General features: G+C 65.6%; 18 protein-coding genes. 5 read left to right on the top strand and 13 right to left on the bottom strand.

Annotated elements, in window-relative coordinates:
- Positions 1 to 309: 309 nt before the first annotated feature.
- Positions 310 to 1,635, top strand: coding sequence for a glycosyltransferase family 2 protein (locus C1878_RS14230; protein ID WP_114602267.1), 1,326 nt, complete (start codon positions 310 to 312; stop codon positions 1,633 to 1,635).
- 224 nt (positions 1,636 to 1,859) lie between these two features.
- Here C1878_RS14230 and C1878_RS14225 read toward each other — a convergent pair whose 3' ends face one another.
- The 3 genes from C1878_RS14225 to C1878_RS14215 all read right to left on the bottom strand — a co-directional run bounded on the left by C1878_RS14225 (position 1,860) and on the right by C1878_RS14215 (position 3,272).
- The gene (locus tag C1878_RS14225; RefSeq protein WP_114602266.1) at positions 1,860 to 2,126 is read right to left on the bottom strand and encodes a ribbon-helix-helix protein, CopG family; all 267 of its coding nucleotides are present in this window, start codon (positions 2,124 to 2,126) and stop codon (positions 1,860 to 1,862) included.
- Positions 2,127 to 2,128: 2 nt separating this feature from the next.
- Positions 2,129 to 2,401, bottom strand: coding sequence for a hypothetical protein (locus C1878_RS14220; RefSeq protein WP_114602319.1), 273 nt, complete (start codon positions 2,399 to 2,401; stop codon positions 2,129 to 2,131).
- 124 nt (positions 2,402 to 2,525) lie between these two features.
- The gene (locus C1878_RS14215) at positions 2,526 to 3,272 is read right to left on the bottom strand and encodes a ComF family protein (RefSeq protein WP_114602265.1); all 747 of its coding nucleotides are present in this window, start codon (positions 3,270 to 3,272) and stop codon (positions 2,526 to 2,528) included.
- Between the two features lie 560 nt (positions 3,273 to 3,832).
- Between C1878_RS14215 and C1878_RS14210 the strand changes: the two genes are divergently transcribed.
- Positions 3,833 to 4,813 (top strand): ABC transporter substrate-binding protein, encoded by a 981-nt coding sequence (locus tag C1878_RS14210; RefSeq protein WP_114602264.1) that lies wholly within the window; start codon positions 3,833 to 3,835, stop codon positions 4,811 to 4,813.
- Positions 4,814 to 5,051: 238 nt separating this feature from the next.
- Here the strand turns inward: C1878_RS14210 and C1878_RS14205 are convergent, their stop codons facing one another.
- From C1878_RS14205 to C1878_RS14190, 4 genes are all read right to left on the bottom strand, one after another.
- A complete protein-coding gene (locus tag C1878_RS14205; RefSeq protein WP_114602263.1) occupies positions 5,052 to 5,981 on the bottom strand; it encodes a SufD family Fe-S cluster assembly protein in 930 nt (309 codons plus the stop codon).
- 56 nt (positions 5,982 to 6,037) lie between these two features.
- A complete protein-coding gene (locus C1878_RS14200) occupies positions 6,038 to 6,814 on the bottom strand; it encodes an ABC transporter ATP-binding protein (RefSeq protein WP_114602262.1) in 777 nt (258 codons plus the stop codon).
- Between the two features lie 462 nt (positions 6,815 to 7,276).
- Entirely contained in the window at positions 7,277 to 10,279 is a 3,003-nt protein-coding gene (locus tag C1878_RS14195) for an insulinase family protein (RefSeq protein WP_114602261.1), read from the bottom strand.
- 102 nt (positions 10,280 to 10,381) lie between these two features.
- Positions 10,382 to 10,699: a hypothetical protein gene (locus tag C1878_RS14190; protein WP_114602260.1), complete on the bottom strand. Its 318-nt coding sequence runs from the start codon at positions 10,697 to 10,699 to the stop codon at positions 10,382 to 10,384.
- A 264-nt stretch (positions 10,700 to 10,963) separates the two neighbouring features.
- Here C1878_RS14190 and C1878_RS14185 point away from each other — a divergent pair, with 264 nt between their 5' ends.
- Positions 10,964 to 11,851: a LysR family transcriptional regulator gene (locus tag C1878_RS14185; protein ID WP_158539829.1), complete on the top strand. Its 888-nt coding sequence runs from the start codon at positions 10,964 to 10,966 to the stop codon at positions 11,849 to 11,851.
- 246 nt (positions 11,852 to 12,097) lie between these two features.
- Here the strand turns inward: C1878_RS14185 and C1878_RS14180 are convergent, their stop codons facing one another.
- The 6 genes from C1878_RS14180 to C1878_RS14155 all read right to left on the bottom strand — a co-directional run bounded on the left by C1878_RS14180 (position 12,098) and on the right by C1878_RS14155 (position 18,947).
- Positions 12,098 to 13,168 carry an ABC transporter ATP-binding protein gene (locus tag C1878_RS14180; RefSeq protein ID WP_199519359.1) on the bottom strand — a complete coding sequence of 357 codons (1,071 nt, stop codon included), beginning with the start codon at positions 13,166 to 13,168 and terminating at the stop codon, positions 12,098 to 12,100.
- Positions 13,165 to 14,283: an ABC transporter ATP-binding protein gene (locus tag C1878_RS14175; RefSeq protein ID WP_114602258.1), complete on the bottom strand. Its 1,119-nt coding sequence runs from the start codon at positions 14,281 to 14,283 to the stop codon at positions 13,165 to 13,167. The genes C1878_RS14180 and C1878_RS14175 overlap by 4 nt, the downstream gene beginning before the upstream one ends.
- 4 nt (positions 14,284 to 14,287) lie before the next feature.
- A complete protein-coding gene (nikC, locus tag C1878_RS14170; protein WP_199519358.1) occupies positions 14,288 to 15,217 on the bottom strand; it encodes a nickel transporter permease in 930 nt (309 codons plus the stop codon).
- 5 nt (positions 15,218 to 15,222) lie between these two features.
- On the bottom strand, positions 15,223 to 16,242 hold the full coding sequence (locus tag C1878_RS14165) for an ABC transporter permease (protein WP_114602256.1): 1,020 nt from the start codon (positions 16,240 to 16,242) through the stop codon (positions 15,223 to 15,225).
- A gap of 231 nt (positions 16,243 to 16,473) precedes the next feature.
- The gene (locus tag C1878_RS14160; RefSeq protein WP_114602255.1) at positions 16,474 to 18,108 is read right to left on the bottom strand and encodes an ABC transporter substrate-binding protein; all 1,635 of its coding nucleotides are present in this window, start codon (positions 18,106 to 18,108) and stop codon (positions 16,474 to 16,476) included.
- Between the two features lie 317 nt (positions 18,109 to 18,425).
- On the bottom strand, positions 18,426 to 18,947 hold the full coding sequence (locus C1878_RS14155) for a nitroreductase (RefSeq protein WP_114602254.1): 522 nt from the start codon (positions 18,945 to 18,947) through the stop codon (positions 18,426 to 18,428).
- Positions 18,948 to 19,410: 463 nt separating this feature from the next.
- Here C1878_RS14155 and C1878_RS14150 point away from each other — a divergent pair, with 463 nt between their 5' ends.
- Both C1878_RS14150 and fetB read left to right on the top strand, forming a co-directional pair.
- Positions 19,411 to 20,187, top strand: coding sequence for an ATP-binding cassette domain-containing protein (locus C1878_RS14150; RefSeq protein ID WP_158539828.1), 777 nt, complete (start codon positions 19,411 to 19,413; stop codon positions 20,185 to 20,187).
- Positions 20,184 to 20,978, top strand: a complete 795-nt coding sequence (gene fetB, locus C1878_RS14145; protein WP_114602252.1) for an iron export ABC transporter permease subunit FetB — start codon at positions 20,184 to 20,186, stop codon at positions 20,976 to 20,978. Before C1878_RS14150 ends, fetB begins: the two co-directional genes overlap by 4 nt.
- Positions 20,979 to 20,980: the final 2 nt, after the last annotated feature.

Here is a 20,980-nt window from a genome sequence, read left to right as displayed (position 1 = left end):
GGCGCCTCGCGCGCTTTCGCCGCACGTGCGAGCGGCGGCGTTTGTGGAGTTCGTATGCACAACGTTTGTGAATCCTTGGCATTTCCCTCGCAAAAAACGGAAGAAACGGCAACGAAGAGACTCCCCGTTAGGACGAACGGCCGCGAAGTCGCTATAATCGTCCGAGCTTGCGAACTCGCACAACGGCACATGCATTTCAAACGCACCAGGCAGCTAACGGGCGCCGAGGCCCTTCTGCCGGCGCGCGTGCGAGTGGGCAGAGGACGGCCGGTCGCGAAAGCGGGACGGCCCGTAAAAGGAGCAAATGGAGTGCTAGACCAATTTTTCTCGCAGATATCGTTCGTCGACATCTTCAATTTCTGCGTGTTTCTCACTTTCAGCATCTGCTACACCTATCAGCTCTACTACGTGTTCGTGGTGCTCACGCGCAAGCCCAAGAAGCTCGTCGCCAAGAAGAACCACCGCTTCGCCGCCGTCATCTCGGCCCGCAACGAGAGCGCCGTCATCGGCGACCTCATCCACTCCATCAAGGTGCAGAACTACCCGACCGAGCTCATCGACGTGTTCGTCATCGCCGACAACTGCACGGACGACACGGCCGACGTGGCCCGCGAGGCCGGCGCCATCGTGTTCCCCCGCCGCAACGACAAGGAAGTGGGCAAGGGCTACGCGCTCGACTACGGCTTCCAGGTCATCCGCGAGCAGTACGCCGACCGCGGCTACGAGGCCTATTTCGTGTTCGACGCCGACAACGTGCTCGACGTGAACTACTTCCGCGAGATGAACGCCACGTTCGACAACGGCGCCAAGGCGTCCACCAGCTACCGCAACTCCAAGAACTACGACTCGAACTGGATCTCCGCCGGCTACGCCGTGTGGTTCCTGCGCGAGGCGAAGTTCCTGAGCCAGGCGCGCCTCACGCTCAACACGAGCTGCGTGGTGTCGGGCACGGGCTTCTTCATCGCCGCCGACATCATCGAGAAGCACGGCGGTTGGAAGTGGCACCTGCTCACCGAGGACATCGAGTTCTCCACGAACAGCATCTTGGAGGGCGTGCGCATCAGCTACACCCCCACGGCCATCCTCTACGACGAGCAGCCCACCACGTTCCGCGACTCGTGGAACCAGCGCTTCCGTTGGGCCAAGGGCTTCTACCAGGTTTTCTGGCACTACGGCGCCCGTTTGGTGAAGGGCACCGTGGCAAATCCCAAGGGCGCGCGCTTCGCCTGCTACGACATGCTCATGACCATCGCGCCGGGCATGCTGCTCACCATCGTGTCGGTGCTGTTCAACGCCATCATCATCGTGCTGGCGGCCACGGGCATGATGTCCACGGGCATCATGATAGCCTCGTCCCTCTCGTCCATCTTCTTCTGCCTGTTCAACTACCTGGTGTTCATGTTCATGTTCGGCGTGCTCACCACGTTCGTGGAGTGGGACTCCATCCACGCCGCCACGGGCAAGAAGGTGCTCTACATGTTCACGTTCCCCTTCTTCATGCTCACCTACATCCCCATCGCGCTGGTCGCGCTGGTGAAGAAGTGCAAGTGGAAGCCCATCCAGCACAGCATTTCGGTGGACGTGGCCGAGTTCTCCGACGCCGCCGCGAACGCCAAGCGCGAGCGCACGATATAACGTTCGGCTGAAAGCCGGAAACATCGCACGGCGGGCCTGCGGGCCCGCCGTTTTTTTCGCCTTCGATATGGCACGCGATGGCGAAAACCGCGCAGTCCGTCGATTCCGGCGAAGCCGGAACACTCTCGCCGGCGAAGGGAGGGACGGCGGAGGGAGCCGCGCTCGGTGCCGGGGGCGTCGCAGGGCGTAGGGGGGGCACCGCGTTTGGTTCGCCTCCGCCGAGGCTACCTGCTGTTCATAAGCTCTCTGTCGATGGCTTTGCGGAAGAAATCCGACTTGCTTTCGCCTCGTTGCTTCGCTGCGGCCTCGACGGCTCGGATGCGAGAGCGGGGGAGGCGGAAAGACACCGTCTCCATGTCCTCGTCGTAGAGTTTCGGACGTCCCATGACAACCTCTCCGTGTCCGCGCCACGTGCCTTTTTCGTATTCTTCCGCCATTTTGTCGAGCATTTCGTCGGTCAAGACAGTGCCGTCGTCTGCTTTGTATTCCATTTTCAGCTCCTTTCGATCCTCAGCTCTTTGAACGTGTTCGCGGAAGGCGGCGTCATGGCGTGGTATATGGGCCAATTGCCGTTGGCGAGCCGGGTTGCCACCATCTCTACGAGTCTCCCGTTGCCGTCGAAGCCGATGGCAACGTATTCGTTCGGGCTCTTCCGTATTCTCTGCGTAGATGCGATGGCGTTCTTCCAAGCTGCGAGTACGTCGTCGTTCGCAAGTTCCGGGTGACGATCTCGAACGCGACGATGCACGGTGATGTTTGGATCCATATCAAGGCTCCTACTTTTGTATTGCATAAGTATAATGATCGTTTGATTTTCGGTCAAGTTGGCCAAGCCGATGCCGCCTACGGGTCGTTCATGAAGGCCGTCCTTTCTGCATTGCGGGCCGGTTCTACCAAACGCGGGCGAAGGTGAGGCACCACACGCGTTCGGCGCCGGCGCGGCGCAGGGCGTCGGTGGCGTCGAACAGCGTGGCGCCCGTGGTGCACACGTCGTCCACCAGCAGCACGCGCTCGGGCACGGTGGCCCCCGGCAGGGCCTCGAAGCGGCCGGCCGTGTTGTCCAGGCGCGCCCGGCGCGACAGCGAGCGCTGGTCGCGGGTGCGGGGGCGGGCGAGCGGCGACGTGCACGGCAGGCCGAGACGCCGCGCCGCGCCCTGCGCCAGCAGCTCCGCATGGTCGAATCCGCGTCGCCGCCTTGCGGCGGACGAGGCCGGCACGAATGCCACTGCGTCGGCCTCCCAGGTGGGCGGGCAGGCGCGAGCCATGAGCAGGGCCATGGACTCGGACAGACGGCGCTCCCCCTGGTCCTTGTACGCGCGCACGATGCGGGCGGCATCCTCCTCGAACGTGACGGCGCTCGCGCACCCGTCGAAGGGCACGCCGTCCCGACCCGCGCGCGAAAGCGTCACGGGGTTGCACTCGCTGCACTGCACGCGCCCGAACGGGGCCCCGCATCTCGGGCAGGCGCGCCACCAGTCCAGATAGGGCAGGGCGCGCAGGCAAGAGCCGCACAGCACCTCCCCGGGCGCGTCGCACACAGCGCAGCGGGTCGGCCACAGCGTTTCGGCCAAGGCCTCGGCCGCGCCGGCGGCGTACACGTGCGCTCTTTCGACAAGGAAGGACATGCCTTCGAGCATAGCGCCGCAACCTTGCCCGCCGACCGTATTCCGACCGTCGCCGCGTCGCGCGAACCTTGCACGGATCTTGCGCGAAAACCGCGCGGACCTTGCTCGTCGGCCGCGCGAGCCTTGCGCGCCCGCCACCGCAACCTTGCATGATCGTGCGGCCGCCGTGCGAAGCCGCTTCGACTCCGGCCCGCGTACAAGATGGCGAATGCGAACGGTAGCGCTCCTCCGGACCTATTCGTGCGTTTCTGGGGGCTGTGCTTCCGAGGGTTTTCCCTATCTGGTAAACTGAACGGTGCTTCTTTCGAGTCTGTAGTTGCGGGGCGTTTGCCCCAAGTCCATGGCAGATGCGGTCGAAAGGATCCACGTAAGTCGCACCGGCTCGGTCGGTCGGCGATCATGGCGCATCCTAGAGGTAAGTCGCACCGCCCGTTTACAAACGCGACATACGGCCGCGACGGGCGAGAGGGTTCCCGGTGCAAGCTTGGGCTCCGGTGCGCGAGTGTGGGGGCAAAGACTAGGTCAGTCGAAAGGGGCGCTTTGAGAGAGAAACGGATGGAGGCACACCGAATATGAAGCGTATGAAGGCGCTCGCATGCTGCGCGGCGGCCGCTTGCCTGGCGATGGTGCTGGCAGGGTGCTCGTCGCAGCAAAGCTACACCCCTCCCGAGAAGAGCCCGACCGTAACGACGCCGACCATCGGCAAGGACGGCACGCTGCGCGTGGGCGTGAACGCCGGATCCCCGCCGATGGCCGGATCACCCTCGTCCTCGTCCAAGATCGTGGGCATCGACGTCGACGTGGCCGCCGCGCTCGCCGACGAACTGGGTTTGAAGCTGGAGATCGTCGACGTGGGCACGGACCCCGAAACCGCGCTCAAGGAGGGCAAGGTCGACATCGCCATGGGTATCGGCTCCGAAACCGATGTGTCGTTCTGGCGGTCGGCGGCGTACCTGCCCAAGGGCGTTGCGCTGTTCTCCACGACATCGAACACGACGGTGCCCACGAAGGCGTCCGCACCCAAGATAGCCGCCCAGGTGTCGTCCACGAGCTCCTGGCAGGTCACCAACGAGTTCGGCGAGGACTCCCTCGTGGCCGAGAACGATCTGAAGAGCGCGTTCTCCGACCTCGACGCGGGAACCGTGCAGTACGTGGCGGCCGACGCCATCATCGGCATGTACGCCGCGAACGGCAACGGCTACGACGCGCACATCGTTGCGCTCATGCAGCAGCCCGGCGGCTACTGCGTCGGCGTGCTCGACACGAACACCGAGCTGAAGCAGGCCGTGTCCGCTGCGGTCGAGTCGCTCACGGGCGGCGGCATGGTGTCGGTCATAGAGAAGAAGTGGCTCGGCTCCGCGCTCGACACGTCGACGCTGCCGCTCACGGCGGGCGCCACGTCCACGAAGACGAATGGCACGGGCACCACCACCCAGCAGGGCAACGCGGCGGCGAGCAGCACCTCGGACGGCGACGGGTCGGATGCCGATGAGGAAGAGGGCGACGCAGGAGACAACGCCGGCGAGAACGCCGTCCAGCCGCAGGCCGCATAGCGTTTCCGATCGAACGTCGGCGGGAGGCTTGAGCCTGCCGGGATTCGCAAGCAAGCGCCCGTCGCCATGCAAAGCGACGGGCGCTTGCTCGTTCATGCAGGCGGCGACCTTGTCCGCCTCGGCCGATGCCCCTTCTTCCGACGACCTGCAATGCGGCCCTCAAAAGGAAAGGGGCCTTCGCGGCCCCTTTCCTGCATCGAATCTTCTATCTCGCCGGCCGCAAGGCCAACGTAACGGATCAGTTCAGGAAGTCCTCCAGGATCTCCTGCTCGGCCTCTTCCTCGTTCAGGCCCAGCGTCATGAGCTTGACGATCTGGTCGCCGGCGATCTTGCCGATGGCGGCCTCGTGCACCAGCATGGCGTCCTCGCTGGCGGCCTCGATGCCGGGGATGGCCGTGACCTTGGCCTTGCCCATGATAATGGCGTCGCACTGGACGTGCCCGCGGCAGGCCGCCTCGCCGATGACCAGCGGGTTGAAGATCTGCTTGGAGTTGTCCTGCGCCACCGAGCGCGAGACCACCTGCACGCTGGAGTCGTCTCCCTTGAGCTCGATCTTCATGTTCGACGTCGCCACCTGGTCGTCGTGCGTCAGCAGCTTCTCCGTCAGCACGAGCTTCGCGTTCGCTCCCAGCTCGGCGTTCGTGTCGCGCACGGTGGACGACACGCCGCGCAGCTGGGTGAGCTCCATCTCGCAGCTGGAGTTCTCCTCCATGACGACGTTCGTCACGGGGTTCAAAATGCGCTCGCCGGTGCCGGTTCCCTCGCCGTAGTGCTTCTCCACGTACTTCACGTGGCTGTTCTTGCCGCAGTAGAACGTATGGATGCCGTCGTGCTCGGAGGCCTGGTGGCTCTCGTTGTGGATGCCGCAGCCGGCCACGATGGTCACGTCGCAGTCGTCCTCGATGTAAAACGTGTTGTACACCACGTCCTTCAGGCCCGCCTGCGTGACGATGACGGGGATGTACACCGTCTCGCCCTTCGTGCCGGCCTTGATGCGGATGTCGATGCCGGGGTTGTCCGTTTTGGTGGAAATCTCGATGTTCGCCGAGGAATGGCGTTCCACGAGCTGTCCGTCCTTGCGGATGTTGAACGCGCCTTTCGGCATGCCGTGTATGTTGGCGATCTCGGCGAGCAGGCTCTCGTCGATAGGGGAAAGATCAACGGCCATGATGGCCTCCTTTTCAGGGTTCGTGCGGCCCGCGCGCGTTGGCGCGCCGCCAGGGGTTAGCAGGTCGTGGCGATTTCGGTGAGGTGCAGCTCGGGCGGCTCGGTGAACGTGCAGCCGGGTATGCCCTTCGCCACGAAGCCGAGCTTCGGCATGAGGTCGGCGGGAGAGCCCGTCTCGACAACCTTGCCGTTGCGCAGCAACACGATCTCGTCGGCCAGCTGGATGATGCGCTCCTGGTGCGAGATGATGACGATGGAGCGGCCGTCGCGCGCCTCGTGGATGTCGCGGAACGTCTCGGTCAGACGGTCGAAGCTCCACAGGTCGATGCCCGCCTCGGGCTCGTCGTAGATGGCCAGTTTCGGATCGCGGGCCAAGATGGTGGCTATCTCGATGCGCTTCACCTCGCCGCCGGACAGGTTCTTGTCCACCTCGCGGGTGAGGTAGTTCGCCGAGCACAGGCCCACGCGGGCCAGGTACTCGTTGCACGCCAGCATGGGCAGCTTCTTGCCGGCGGCGATGTCCAGCAGCTTCTTCACCTTCATGCCCTTGAAGCGGGCGGGCTGCTGGAAGCCGTAGCCGATGCCCTTCTTGGCGCGCTCGGATATGGACAGGTTCGTGATATCCTCGCCGTCGAACAGGATCTGGCCGCCCGTCGGTTGCTCCACGCCCATGATGAGCTTGGCGAGCGTCGACTTGCCGCCGCCGTTCGGGCCCGTGATGACCGTGAACCGGTCGTCGGGGATCGTGAGCGTGAGGTCGTCGATGATGCGTTTCGTCTCTTGGGCGCCCTCTGACAGCGGCACTTCAAACGTGAGGTTCTTCAGTTCCAACATGGCAGGTGCTCTCCGTCTCTCCCTCTAATTGATACTCTATTACTACCATTTATGGCGCATGAGGTCAAGCGGCGGCGGCCGCGAACCCCCTGAACGCGTGCCGCCTTCGGGCCACCGGTCCGCAGGCGCGGCCGGTCGATCGCGAAGGTCGGGCGACCCTCTCATGCGCCGATTCGTTCCAACCGCTAATTCTAGCTCAAATGACCGGTGCGGAAACATGAATGTTCTTTTTGTTTGCGACAAGGCGAGCGCACCGTTCGGAAAAACGTACAAATGTTTCACATGAAACATCGTGTGCGAACGCCTGTCGACGCCGAGGAAAAAACGAGCATCGAGGAGGGGGCGTTTAAGGAAACGGGTGGTGAAGACCGGACGATGGAAAAAGGAGGATGAAAAAACGAATGCGCTCCAGCGCGTTAGCTTGCTGGAGCGCATTTTCGGTGCGGGCTGCGGGAGGGCGCGCTACTCGTTCAACAGGTCCACCATGGCAAGGCCGGCACGGGAGGCCTCGAGGATGTCCTTGCCGCCGAACACGCACACGGCGTCGCGCGACACGGCGTCGGCCAGCGGGGCGCCCAGCGCGCGCACGGCCTGCGGATCGGCGCCCACCATCTCCTCGCGGGTCTGCCTCCGCGCCTCGGGCGTGCGGCCGCCGAAGAAGTCGCCGTCCTGGCGGCGGGCCAGCATGCGGGCCTTGAGCGGCGCGTCGAAGCCGGCCACCGTGCTCACCACGTACCCCTCCATGGCCTCGGGTTCCGGCTCGAACGCTGCGAGCCAGGCGGCGGAGTCGGCGAAGCGCGCGAGCGTCTCGTCCAGGTGCGGGTCGCGGTACGAGTAGAAGCGCAGGTTGCCCGTGCGCGTCGCGCCGAAGCCGGCGCCGTAGGCACCGCCCTTCACGCGCACCTCGTTCCAGAGGAAGTCGTAGGACAGCGCCCGTGCCGCCACCTGCCAGGCGCCCGTGTAGGCACCGCCCGTGGCGCGCCGGTCGAAGCCCTGCGCCGCGTAGCACACGTCGGAGGGCACGACGAACGCCTCGTTGCGCACGACGGGCTCGGGAGCGGCCAGCGGACGGGCGGAGGAGCCCGTGCGGCCCGTGACGGCGCCGGCCTTCCAGAAGCGCTCGAAGTCCCCGTCGGCGCCCGTGAAGCTCACCGTGCAGCCGTCGTCCACGAACAGGCGCCCGGCAAGGTCGGCCAGACGCTCGGCCAACTCGTCCGCGCGCTCGTCGTAATGGGCCAGCAAATCCTTCAGGAAGCGGTAGAAGTCGACGCCGCCCAGCTGCTCGCGCAGCACGCCGGCGGGCAGGTAGTACGACGCCACGCGAGCCATGGCGGCCGCGTGCCCCGCCGCGGCGAAGCTCTGCTCCATGCTTATGCGCTTCTGCTGCAGCACATCTTTGATCTTTCCCGTGTCCGAGAAATCGGTTTCCAGCATGATCTCCAGCGGCAGCTCGCAGGTGGCCTCCACGTTCTCGGTCAACGCGCTCGCGCTCACCACGAGCTTCGGCGTCAGCGCGTGGGGATCGTTCTCGCTCTCGTGGATCTCGGCGTAGAACGAGAGGTTGCCCAACCGCCCGTTCACCAGCGTGTCGATCTCGGCGGCCGTGTGCCGCGCGGTGCCCAGCTTGCCCAGCACGAGCCCCAGCACGCTCACGTACGGCAGCTCCTCGAAGCTCGCGCGCTCCAGATCGAAGTAGCGATAGGCGTACGCGATGCCGTGCGTTGCCACGTCGTGGCGCAGGCAGGGAACGGGGGTGCCGTCCACCAGCCCGTAGGAAGGCTCCTCGGGTGCGCCTCCGATGTCGGCCACGGACAGGCGCGGCAGGGTGGCGAGCGCCTCGGGCGCGTCCGGTTCGGTCTGCAGGCGGCGCAGCTCGGCCTCCTCGTCGGCCACGCGCGCAAAGTCGTCCGGTCCCATGCCCGCTTCGGCGGCGCGCAGGCGGTCGGCCTCGTAGGCGTCCTCGCCGCCCTCCACGGGGCGCACCTCGGCCAGCGCCCAGTGGTCGCTCTCCAGGAACACGTCGACCAGCAGGCGTTCGAAGTAGCCGTTGTCCAGCTCGCGGCGCAGGAAGGCGAAGTCGTCCTCATAGCGCAGGTAGGTCGTGGCCATCTCGTCGTCGTAGAGCCAGCCCGACAGCGCCGTCATGGAAAGCGCCACGCCGTCGGGAATGCCGAACTCGCGCTCGCGCATGACGAACTCGGCGCGCGAGAGCGACGCCTCCACCAGCGTGCGGTCGACGCCCTGCTCCGCCACGGCGCGCAGCGCGTCCTCGAAGGCGCCTCGGAACCGCTCGGCGGCCCCGGGCTTCGAGCCCCGCAACTGCACGACCGCGAACGGCTGCAGCAGCGAGTCGGCCAGGAAAGCCTGCACGTCGTCGGCCAAGTCGGCGTCCAGCAGGGCCCGTTTCACGGGCGCCTCGTTGCTGCCCATGAGCGCGTCCAGCAGTATGTCCACCGCCACGATGCGCGTCCGTTCGGCGACGTCGCCAATGACGTAGCCCAAGCCCGCGCAGGCGTTCTCGGGGGCCGTGTCCATGATCCTCACCACGTCGGGGTTCGTCACCGGGGCCTGGGCCTCCAGCGCGTGGGGGGCGAGCGGCGGCTCGCCGGCCTCCGTGCGCGCGGCGTCGCGGGCAGCCTCCTCGTCCGACACGGGGGAGAGGTACTCCTCGTCCAAGAACGCCAGCATGCGGTCGAGGTCCACATCGCCGTAGAGCGTGAGGTAGCTGTTGCTCAGGCGGTAGTGGCGCGCGTGCTCCTCGAGGAACCGCTCGTAGGTGAGGTCGGGAATGGCGCGGGGCGTGCCGCCCGACTCGAAGCGGTAGGCCGTGTCGGGGAAAAGCGCCGCTTGCAACTCGTCGTAGAGCACGGAGTTCGGGTCGGACAGCGCGCCCTTCATCTCGTTGTACACCACGCCGTTGAGCACGAGCTCGGCGGAGCCGTCCTGCGCCTCGGTGCTCGCCACCATCTCGCCCGCCACGGAATCGCCCTCGTCGGCCTCCACGTCGGCCGCCAGCTCGTAGTGCCATCCCTCCTGCTCGAAGATGGCGGGCTTGCGGTAGATGGCCGGATGAAGCACCGCGTCCAGGTACACGTCCATGAGGTTGAGCAGGTCCTGCTCGTTGGTGCTGGCCACCGGGTACATGGTCTTGTCGGGGAACGTCATGGCGTTCAGGAACGTCTGCATGGAGCTTTTCAGCAGGTCGACGAACGGCTCCTTCACGGGGAACTTGTCCGACCCGCACAGCACCGAGTGCTCAAGGATGTGGAACACGCCCGTGTCGTCGGCCGGCGGGGTCTTGAACGCGATGGAGAACGCCTTGTTGGCGTCGTCGTTCGCCAGGTAGAGCAGCCTCGCGCCGCTCTTCCGGTGTGCGAGCGTGTACGCCGTGCCGTCGATCTCGGGCAGTTCTTCGCGCGTGAGCACGGTGAACCCGTGCAATCGGTCGTCGATTTCCAGTTCCATGGGAGGTCGCCTTTCGTAAGGAGTGCGCCATAAGAGTTTCCCCTCATTGTCGCACAACCCCCGACCGGCCGCTTGCCGGCGTCCGAGCCGTTCACCGCATCATCAGATTACCGTTGCCTGCTCGAAGGAGCGCCCCTCTTCGCGAGCGGCGGCCTGCGCCTTGTCGAGCCGGCGGTTCCTGAAGTACACGAGCCAGTTCGCCGCCAAGCACACCATGTTGACGAAGTACACGACGAGCACCCAGTTGGTCTGGCCCGACGCGAACTTCGCCGCGATGCCGGCCACGTAGCCGACGGTGATGAGCGCTATGAACTGCCAGCTCGTTCCGACGGCGGTGGCCGCCTTGTAGTTCTTGAACGCGTTGAGCGGCCACGACAGTCCGAAACAGACCAGCATCGCCGCCTCGAGTATCTCAGCCATGCTGAAACGACCTTTCTTTCTCTTGACGTCCTGTACGATGATATGATTCTGAAACAATGCAATCAAATATATGTTTCAAGCAAAATCAATATCAATTATGATATGTATCACGAGAACGAGAACGAGAACGAGAACGACGATGGCGGGGGCAAGCATGCCGCCGGAGCGTTTTTCGTGGGGCAAGTGCAGCGCCTCTGCCCCACGAGGCGGTTGTCGAAAACGCGTCTTTCGGCGACGTTTCGACGGCGAAAGGAACGGTGCGACATGGACCTGGTGCAGTTGAGGTACTTCCTCGACGTTGCCGAAAGCGAGCACGTCACCAGAAGCGCGCAGCGCCTCCGTGTCGCGCAACCGGCGCTCTCGCGCTCGCTGCATCGTCTGGAGGACGAGCTGGGCTCCCCGTTGTTCGAGCGCGTGGGGCGGAACATACGGCTCACCCCGGGCGGGCGCCTGCTCAGGGATCGCGTGGCCCCGCTTGTGCGCGCCCTCGACGGCGTGGCGGCCGAGCTCGCCTCTCTTGATGAGGAAGGGGCGCGCACGGTCCGCATCAGCCTGATGTCCGCCTCGAGCATCGCCATCGACGCCGTCACGGCCTATCGCGCGGCGCATCCCGGAACCCTGTTCAAGATAGGGCAGGGCGATCGGGGCTTCGAGGCTGACGTGCTGGTGGATACCGTTCCGGCTTCGGCTTCGGCCAACGCAGCGTTGGCCGGTGGCGAGGCGGCCGTGTCCTTGGTGGAGGACATCTTCGCAGCCGTTCCCTCAAACTTCCCCCTGGCCGGGTCCGAGCTGTCGCTGCACGATCTGGAGGGCTGGGAATTCGTGTGCCTGGCCGGGTCGCGCCGCTTCCGCGGCATCTGCGACGACCTGTGCGCGCGCCACGGGTTCAAGCCCGTCGTGGCGTTCGAGAGCGACAACCCGTCGGTCGTGCAGCGCATGATCGGCCTCGGGCAGGGCGTGGGCTTCTGGCCGGAGATCAGCTGGGGTACGCCCGACCGATCGAGCGTGCGCCTCGTCCGCCTTGCCGAACCCGACTTCCAGCGCCGCATCGTCGTGGGCACCCCGTCCCGCGTCCGCGCCAGCGCCGAGTCGCTCAAGTTCCTCGACTTCCTAGCTGCTCACCTCCGCACCGCCGGCTTCCGAGCGAGCTGAGGCCGAGCGCCAGGTCCTAAAACGCCCCCCATCAACCCAAACCTCGCAGGTCGATCCCCCTTCTCCCTGACCCGCTCGTCGACCCGTCCTGCCCTCTTGCAGCAGGGAGGCATCCAGGGCGTGCCCACCAAGCGAGTTCCGCACGAGCCGGAGGCCCCAGTGGGGCCTCCGTGCGAGTCAGGACTGTTTGAGCGACTGGGCATGTCCTGGATGCCTCCCGTCGCAGGTTGAATAACGCAAGTCGCGCTACGCCACGACCGCCGTCCCCGGCCCGCCTTCGTCGTACCGATGGCAAGCGCACTGATGGTTCGGCTTCACCTCGACGAGCGGCGGCATGACCTCGTCGCAGCCCTCGACCTTCGCGAAGCAGCGGCCGGCGAAGCGGCAGCCCGGCGGCGGGTCGATGGGAGAGGGCACGTCGCCCTCCAGGATGATGCGGTCCTTCTTGGTGGCGGGGTCGACCGACGGAATGGCCGACAGCAGCGCCTGGGTGTACGGCGACAGCGGGTCGGCGTACAGCGCCTTCTTCGGGGCGATCTCCATCATCTTGCCCAGGTACATGACGCCCACGCGGTCGGACACGTGCTTCACCACGTTCAGGCCGTGGGCGATGAACAGGTACGTGAGGCCGAACTGCTCTTTAAGGTCGTCCAGCAGGTTCAGCACCTGCGCCTGGATGGACACGTCGAGCGCACTCACGGGCTCGTCGCATACGATGAGCTTCGGGTTCACGGCCAGGGCGCGTGCGATGCCCACGCGCTGGCGCTGCCCGCCCGAGAACTCGTGGGGGTAGCGGTTGCGCATGTAGTTCGCCAGGCCCACGCACTCCAGAAGCTCGTTCACACGATCCTCGACCTTGTCCTTCGGCAGGATGTTGTTCGTGAGGATGGGCTCGGCGATGATGTCGCCGATGCGCATGCGCGGGTTGAGCGACGCGTAGGGATCCTGGAAGATCAGCTGGATGTCCTTGCAGTACTGCTTGCGCTCGCCCGGCTTCATGGCCGTGAGGTCGTGGCCGTCGAAGACGATCTTGCCCGACGTGGGGCGCAGCAGGTTCACCAGCATCTTGCCCACGGTGGTCTTGCCGCAACCCGACTCGCCCACGAGGCCGAACGCCTCGCCGCGACGGATGTGGAAGCTCACGTCGTCCACGGCCTGCACGTGCGAGGTCGCCTTGCCGAAGAAGTTCGTCTCGGCGGCGAAGCGCTTCGTGAGGTGCTGGACGTCGAGCAGGATATCCTGCTCGGGCGCGGACGCGCCGTCCGCGCCCGCCTGCGGCTGGGCGGCGCCAGCGACTTGCTCGTTGTGCTCGCTCATCGGCTCGCCTCCTCAATGTCCTCGACCTCGGCCTCGCGCAACTCCTCGCCGGCGAGCAGGGCCTCGGCGGTTTCCACGTTGCGGGCGGCCTCGACGTCGGCGATGGCCTCCGCTTCGGCTTCGGCGATGGCGGCGTCGCTCTTCGCCTCGCCCTCCGCGTTCTCGTACAGGAAGCAGCGCACCTTGTGCCCGTCCAGGTCGACCAGGTCGGGGATCTTCTCGTGGCAGATGTCCATGCACGAGTCGCAGCGGTCCGAGAAATGGCAGCCCGGGGGCATCTCCAGGGGGTTCGGCACCATGCCCTTGATCATGTACAGGCGCTTCGAGTCGTCGTCCTCCAGGCGGGGGATGGACTTCAGCAGGCCCAGCGTGTAGGGGTGCATGGGGTGGTCGAACAGCGTGCGCACCTCGGCTTCCTCCACCACCTGGCCGCAGTACATGACCACCACGCGGTCGGCCGTCTCCGACACCACGCCCAGATCGTGCGTGATCAGCAGCACGGCCATGCCGGTGTCGTCGCGCAGGCGGCGCAGCAGGTCCAGTATCTGCGCCTGGATGGTCACGTCGAGCGCCGTGGTGGGCTCGTCGGCTATCAGGAGCTTCGGGTTGCACGAAAGCGCCATGGCTATCATCACGCGCTGGCGCATGCCGCCCGACATCTGGTGCGGGTAGTCGTCGATGCGCTTCTCGGGGCTGGGGATGCCCACCTTGCGCAGCATGTCGATGGCGCGCTCGCGTGCCTCCTTCTTCGACACGTTCTCGTGCGTGCGGATGGCCTCCACGATCTGCTTGCCCACGCGGTACACGGGGTTGAGCGACGTCATGGGCTCTTGGAAGATCATGGCCATGTCGTTGCCGCGCAGCGCTCGATACTCGCGCTCGGACAGGTGCACCAGGTCCTTGCCTTCGAACTCCATCGACCCGCCGGCAACATGGCCCGGCTCGGCCAGAAGGCCCATGACCGACAGGCTCGTCACGGACTTGCCCGAGCCCGACTCGCCCACGATGGCCAGGATCTCGCCCTCGTCCACGTCGAAGCTCACGTCCTCGACGGCTTTGACGACGCCCTTCTTGACGGGGAACTCCGTGGAGAGGTTCTTCACCGATAACAGCATGCGATCACCTCTTCCTTGCTTTGGGGTCGAGGCCGTCGCGGATGCCGTCGCCCAGCAGGTTGAACGCCAGCACGGTCAGCGTGATGGCCAGGCCGGGGAAGATCATGAGCCACGGAGCGCGGAACAGCTCGTTGCGGCCGCGGCCCAGCATGTCGCCCCATTCGGCCGCCGGCGGCTGCACGCCCAGGCCCAAGAAGCCGAGCGCCGCGGCGTCCAGGATGGCGGTGGAGATGCCCAGCGTGGCGCGCACGATGATGGAGGGCAGCACGTTCGGCAGCACGTGGCGGAAGATGATGGCGGCGTTGGAGTCGCCCACGACGCGCGCCGCTGCCACGTAGTCGTTCTCCTTGATGGACAGTATCTCCGAGCGCACGATGCGCGCGTACTCGGGAATGGACACCAGGCCGATGGCCACGACCGCCTTCTCGATGCCGGGCCCGAGGGCCGCCATGATGGCGATGGCCAGAAGGATGGAGGGGATGGCCAGCATCATGTCCATGACGCGCATGATGACCGTGTCCGTCTTGCCTCCCTTGTAGCCCGCGATGGAGCCCAGCAGCACGCCGATGGTGAGCGAGATGGCCACGGCGGCCAGGCCCACGGTGAGCGTGATCTGCGTGCCCACGAGCACGCGGCTGAAGATGTCGCGGCCCTGGATGTCGGTTCCGAACCAATGCGCGGCCGAAGGCCCGACCAGCGACTCGCTCAGGTTCTGCGCGTACGGGTCGTAGGGCAGCACGCCCGGCACGAACTTCGTGACCAAGGCGATGATGACGAGTATCAGTATGAATATGCCGCTGATGAGCGACGCCTTGTTCGACACGATGCCGGCGAACACGTCTTTCCAGATGCTCTCGCGCTTCTCCTTGACCGGTTGCACGGCCAAGGCCGCGCCTGCGGCCGGCTCGGTGGCGAGCTTCTCGTTCTTGCTCATCGATATCACCCCTCTTCCTTCGCGCCGTACTTGATGCGGGGGTCAAGGTAGGCGTACACGATATCGACGACCAGGTTCATGATAACGAAGATGACGGCCACCAAAAGCACGATGCCCTGCACCACGGGGAAGTCGCTCTTCAGCACGCAGTCCACGGCGAACTTGCCGATGCCGGGCCAGGCGAACACCGTCTCGGTGAGCAGTGCGCCGCCCAGCAGGCTGCCGAACTGCAGGCCGATGACCGTCGACACGGGCAGCATGGCGTTGCGCAGCGCGTGCTTGATGTTCACCGTGCCCTTCTTCAGGCCCTTGGCGCGCGCCGTGCGGATGTAGTCGGCGTTCAGCGTCTCGAGCATGCTCGAGCGCGTCATGCGCGTGATGATGGCCATGGAGTACAACGACAGCGCCAGCGTGGGCAGGATCAGATGGATGAGCACGTCGCCCAAAGCCGTCCAATCGGCCCGCATGATGGTGTCCAGTATGAAGAACCCGGTTCCTCCGGTTGGTTGGAGCAGGGGCGTCACGCGCCCGCTGGACGGCAGCACGTGCAGGATGCCGGCGAACAGCAAGATGAGCAGGATGCCCGACCAGAAGATGGGCATCGACACGCCCACCAGGGCTATGAGCATGCTCACGTTGTCGGCGAGCTTGTTCTTCTTCACCGCCGCCAGCACGCCCAGCGTCACGCCCAGAAGCGACGCCACGATGATGGCGCAGATGGCGAGCTCGGCCGTGGCGGGGAAGCGCGCGGCGATCTCGGCCGTGACCGGCTGGTGGGTGTAGTAGGACAAGCCGAGGTCGCCCTGCACGGCGCCCACGATGAAGTTGATGTACTGCATCCAGATGGGGCTGTCCAACCCGTTGTCCGCGCGCCACGTCGCCATCGCCTCGGGGGTTGCGTGCTCGCCCAGAACCACCGGAGCCGGGTCCGGGGCCAACACGCGCGTGATGAGGAAGATGATGATCGTAACACCCAGCAAAACGGGAATCACCATAAGGATTCGTTTGAGGATGTATTTGAGCATAGAGCACCTTTCTTGCCTGCCCTGCACCGCTATCCGAACGGATACAGGAACGAAGCCGGAGACCCGTGGCCCCCGGCTTCGAGCACGCCAACTCGTCTTTGACGTGCAGATCATCGGATCGTTACGACCGGATGACAGTGTAGCGCAAGTGCGGCCCGTGCGCTACGAGAATACGACGCACGGGCCGCACAAGGAAAAACCCGGCGTCCTCGCGAACGCCGGGAACAGCGGTTACGCTTCCTTCGAGACGCCCTTGAAGAACGCGACTCCCGTGGGATGGTAGTAGAAGTCCTTGACCTTCGGGCTGTAGCCCAGCAGGTTCTTGGAGTGGGAGATGAGCACCCACGGCTGCTTCTCGGCAACCATTTCCTCGCACTTCAGGTAGATGGCGTCACGCTCGTCGCCGTCCGGCGTGGCCAGGCCCTCGGCGATGAGCGCCTTGTACTCGTCGTCCTGCCAGTGGGCCACGTTCATGGACCAGTTCGTGTCAGCGAGCAGGTTCATGAAGTTGTCCGGGTCGCCGTTGTCGCCCGTCCAGCCGTAGAAGCAGATGTCGTACGGGTCGGTCTGAACCTTGGTCTTGTAGGTGGTCCAGTCGTACTCGGTGATGCTCACGTCCACGCCGACCTCGGCCAGGTAGCCCTGGATCATGCGGGCCAGGTCGCTGCCGCCCTTCTGGTTGTAGGGGCGGGCGGTGGTGTAGGTGATGCACTGCAGCGACGTGATGCCCTTGTCGGCCAGCGTCTTCTTGGCGGCCTCGGGATCGTAGGCCGTCTGCTTGACGTCCTTGTCGTAGGGGGCCATCCACAGGGGCATGACCGAGTTCGCCACGGTGGCGTAGTCGCCGTAGATGGACTTCACCATCTCCTCGACGTTGATGGCCTGGGCCACCGCCTTGCGGACCTCCTGGTCGGTGCACTTGCCGGTCTCGGTGTTGAACGCCATGTAGTTGATGGTCATGCCGTCTTCGGAGAACAGCTCGAAGCCGCCGTCGACGATCTGGTCGACCGCGGAGGGGTCGACGCTCGAGATGATGTCGCACTCGCCGTTGATGAGCGACGTGATGCGGGTGTTGCCCTCGGTGATGATCTTGAAGATGAGGTTCTTCGTCTTGGGAGCGTCGCCCCAGTAGTCCTCGTTCGCCACGAGCGTGATGGAGGCGCCCTTCGTCCAGTTGACGAACTTGTAGGGGCCGGTGCCCACGGGCTCGGTGATGGCCTGGCCGTCGGTGGCCTTCTCGATGGCGCTCGGCGCCACGATGGGGGAGGCCAGGGCCATGGCGAGGTTCTTCACGAACGGGGCGGAAGCCGCGCGCATCGTGATCTTCACGGTGTAATCGTCAACGGCCTCGACCGTGTCCACGCCGTTTTCGAGCTCCTTCTCGCCGAACACGAACGACGCGTAGGGCATGTCGGAGTTGCGGTTGGGCTCGAGCTGGCGCTCGATGGACTGCTTCACGGCGTCGGCGTTGAAGTCGGTGCCGTCGTGGAACTTGATGCCCTCGTTGAGCTTGATCGTGTAGACCAGGCCGTCGTCCGAGATCTCGGGCAGCTCCTTGGCCAGGCAGGGCGACACTTTCGCGTCGGTCTTGCCGTACTGGTACAGGCCCTCGTACATGTTGCAGGACACCACGGCGGACTCGCCGTCGTCGAAGTACGCCGGGTCGACCGCGCGCGGGTCGGCCGTCAGGCTGTACGTGATGGTGTCGGACGCGCCGCCGCCGGCCGCGCCGTCCGAGCCGCCGTCATTCTTGGCGTCATCGCCACCGCCGCCGCAGCCCGCCATGCTGACGAGGCCGAAGCCTGCCGCAGACACGCCGAGCAGCTCCATGAACTGACGCCTGCTGAACGAACTCTTACTTTCCATAAAGGATGTCTCCTTCCCTCAAACCCCGCTTCCCAACGGGGCCCTCCTTCGAGCTTTCAGCTCGCTACGCCCGGTCGCGCCTTGGGGGCAACCGTTGCGTATCCGTATACTTTAGTACAATAGAGCAAGGTGCAGCAGGTAATTTACCGCATTGAAACGATTTTTGTCCGCCTGCGGTGCGAAAATCCGACTAAAGGCGCGCTCGGAAGCGCCGCAGGCTGCGAAAGGAGAGGGGGAAGGAGGCCGCAACGGCGTGAAACGGCGGGCGCCCGGAGGCGAGGGCCCGCCTCCGGGCGCTGTCCAGGTGGAACGGGGCGCTACGCTCGGACGACGCGCCCCTCTTTGCGAGGAGCGGCCTCGGGCTGCGGGCAGTCGGCGTAGCCCAGGGCGATGGAGGACACGCCCGCCATGTCCTCGGGCAGGCCCCAGGCGCGCAGAAGCTCCTTGCCCTCGGGCATCTCGAACACCTCTTTCGAGCGGTGGATCCAGCACGAGCCCAGACCTGCGGCGTAGGCCGCGTTGAGCATGTTGCCGGCCATGAGCACCGCGTCCTCCGTCGGCGTCAGCGCGTCTTTCGGCGCGAGGACGACGAGGATGGTGGGGGCGCCGTAATAGGGGTGCACGGCCTGGTCGGAGTCGAGGACCTTGGCGTTCAACTCGTCGATCTTCGCGACGGTCGCGGGGTCTTGCACGACCACCGTCACGGCGCTCTGCCGCCCGGCGCCGGACGCGGCGTACAGCCCGGCCTCCAGCACCTGTTCGAGGGCGTCTTCCGACACTTGATCCGACTTGAACTTCCGAATGCTCCGACGGTTCCTCAACATGTCAAACGCTTCCATGGCAGCTCCTTTTTCTCGGTCGGTTAGCGCGTCCCTCGATGCTACGCCAAACGGGGCGGGTCGTCAAAAGCGGCCGGCAAGGGCCGCTTCGACAGGGCCCCGACCGGGACGGGGCTTGCTCGGGACGGCGGGTGAAAGGTAACAAAATCGATCGGCTCGCATACGGGCCGCGCCGACCTCTTTCCCTGCGGCGCGACGGGCGCTATACTGACGGCAGATCGACAACACCCTATCGGAAAGGTTCTCGTGCTTGCCACCGCCAACACCGCCGCTTTCGCCGACCTCGTGTTCTGCGCGCTGCTCATCGGCGCGTGGTGGTGGAACAAGAAGCACTGACTCGCAGCCGTCGACGGCTTCCGTCCCCCGCGCTCCGCAAGGCTCCGGCGATCCGGGGGTCTTTTCCGTGCTCCGAGCCCTGCGCTCGGACGACGCCGGGGAACGGTGATACTATAGGCGCATGCCATTGTTTTCAGTCGAACATCTCTCGGTATCCTACTCGCGCGACGGCCAAGCCGTGCCGCTTCTGAACGACGTGGGCCTCGAGCTCGAGGCCGGCTCCGTCTACGATCTCGTGGGCCCGTCGGGGGCGGGCAAGTCGACGCTTTTGCGCGCGTGCGCGCTCATGATGGAGCGCTCGTCGGGCGAGTTGTATCTGGACGGGGTCCCTTCCTCGTCGTTCAAGCCGTCGGAATGGAGGCGCCGGGTGTGCCTCGTGCCGCAGCAGGCGTCCCTCGTGGCGGGTACGGTGCGCGACAACCTGCGCCTGCCGTGGACGCTCAAGGTGAACGCGGGGGAGCGCCCGCCCGCCGACGAGGCCCTTGCCCGCATGCTCGCGCTCGCCGAGCTGGCCGACGTCGAGCTCGGCCGCGACGTCTCGCAGCTGTCGGGCGGCCAGGCGGCCCGCGTCGCGCTTTTGCGCGCGTTCGCCACGCGACCCCCGGTCATGCTGCTCGACGAGGTGGACGCCGCCCTCGACGACGAGTCGGCCTGCGCCATAGGCCGTTTGACGAAGGCGCTCGTCGACGAGCGCACCACGTGCCTGCGCATCCGCCATCGGGCTGCGGACGGCTTCGCGTCCGGCTCCTTCGAGCTGCGCGACGGGCGGCTCGCCTACGCCGACGCCGCGATCGCCGCGGACGGCGCGAGCTGCGCGGAGGGGTTCGACCCGGCGGACTACGCCGCCCTGCAGGACCTGGCGTCCGAGAGACCTGCGGCGGTTGGGGAAGGGGAGCGACCGTGAGCGGCGGCGTGGTCGACATCGGCTACGTGGAGCTGTTCGCGGCCAGCGCGCTCATGTTGGTGGCGGGCCTCGTGTCGTGGAAGCTGGAGCTGGGGCAGACGAGGCGCATCGCCGTGTCGTCCGTGCGCTGCTTCGTGCAGCTTCTGGCCGCGGGCTTCTTGCTCACGTACCTGTTCGAGTTCCAAACGTGGTGGCTCGTGGGGCTCGTGCTGGCGGGCATGGTGATAGCCGCCACCCAGATCGCCACGTCACGCGTCAAGAACCGCATCCCGGGGCTCGTTCCCTCCGTATTCGTGTCGCTTCTGGTGTCGTCCACGGCCATCGGCTTCATCGTGGTGGAGGGCGTCATCCACGCCGACCCGTGGTTCAACGCGCGGCAGGTGGTGCCCATCGTGGGCATGATCATGGGCAACGCAATGTCGTCCGTGGCCGTGGCCATCGACCGGCTCTTCTCCGACATGGACGCGCGCGCAAACGAGATGTTCTCGCTCGTGGCCCTGGGGGCCTCTCCCGGAGAGGCGGCCGCGCCGTCGCTCAAGGCCGCCATCGGGGCGGGCATGACGCCGGTGCTGGCGAACATGTCGGCTGCGGGCATCGTGACGTTTCCCGGCATGATGACCGGCCAGCTGTTGGCGGGCGCCGACCCCGTGGCGGCCGCGAAGTACCAGATCGTGGTCATGCTCATGCTGTCCGCGGCCAACACCGTCGCCATCGTCATGGCAAGCTACCTCACGTACCGCAAGCGCTTCTCGCCCGATGGATATTATTTGGACAAGGGCTTGCGCGGATAGAC

The sequence above is a fragment of the Gordonibacter sp. 28C genome, from assembly GCF_003339845.1.
GTDB lineage: Bacteria > Actinomycetota > Coriobacteriia > Coriobacteriales > Eggerthellaceae > Gordonibacter.
The sequence above is the reverse complement of the archived record's forward strand: the minus strand, read 5'-3'. Positions and strand labels throughout refer to the sequence as shown.

Excerpts from the sequence above, each read along its gene's own strand:
- C1878_RS14225 (WP_114602266.1), bottom strand. The coding sequence starts at position 2,126 with ATGGAATACAAAGCAGACGACGGCACTGTCTTGACCGACGAAATGCTC.
- C1878_RS14220 (WP_114602319.1), bottom strand. The coding sequence starts at position 2,401 with ATGGATCCAAACATCACCGTGCATCGTCGCGTTCGAGATCGTCACCCG.
- C1878_RS14215 (WP_114602265.1), bottom strand. The coding sequence starts at position 3,272 with ATGCTCGAAGGCATGTCCTTCCTTGTCGAAAGAGCGCACGTGTACGCC.
- C1878_RS14210 (WP_114602264.1), top strand. The coding sequence starts at position 3,833 with ATGAAGCGTATGAAGGCGCTCGCATGCTGCGCGGCGGCCGCTTGCCTG.
- C1878_RS14205 (WP_114602263.1), bottom strand. The coding sequence starts at position 5,981 with ATGGCCGTTGATCTTTCCCCTATCGACGAGAGCCTGCTCGCCGAGATC.
- C1878_RS14200 (WP_114602262.1), bottom strand. The coding sequence starts at position 6,814 with ATGTTGGAACTGAAGAACCTCACGTTTGAAGTGCCGCTGTCAGAGGGC.
- C1878_RS14195 (WP_114602261.1), bottom strand. The coding sequence starts at position 10,279 with ATGGAACTGGAAATCGACGACCGATTGCACGGGTTCACCGTGCTCACG.
- C1878_RS14190 (WP_114602260.1), bottom strand. The coding sequence starts at position 10,699 with ATGGCTGAGATACTCGAGGCGGCGATGCTGGTCTGTTTCGGACTGTCG.
- C1878_RS14185 (WP_158539829.1), top strand. The coding sequence starts at position 10,964 with ATGGACCTGGTGCAGTTGAGGTACTTCCTCGACGTTGCCGAAAGCGAG.
- C1878_RS14180 (WP_199519359.1), bottom strand. The coding sequence starts at position 13,168 with ATGAGCGAGCACAACGAGCAAGTCGCTGGCGCCGCCCAGCCGCAGGCG.
- C1878_RS14175 (WP_114602258.1), bottom strand. The coding sequence starts at position 14,283 with ATGCTGTTATCGGTGAAGAACCTCTCCACGGAGTTCCCCGTCAAGAAG.
- nikC (WP_199519358.1), bottom strand. The coding sequence starts at position 15,217 with ATGAGCAAGAACGAGAAGCTCGCCACCGAGCCGGCCGCAGGCGCGGCC.
- C1878_RS14165 (WP_114602256.1), bottom strand. The coding sequence starts at position 16,242 with ATGCTCAAATACATCCTCAAACGAATCCTTATGGTGATTCCCGTTTTG.
- C1878_RS14160 (WP_114602255.1), bottom strand. The coding sequence starts at position 18,108 with ATGGAAAGTAAGAGTTCGTTCAGCAGGCGTCAGTTCATGGAGCTGCTC.
- C1878_RS14155 (WP_114602254.1), bottom strand. The coding sequence starts at position 18,947 with ATGGAAGCGTTTGACATGTTGAGGAACCGTCGGAGCATTCGGAAGTTC.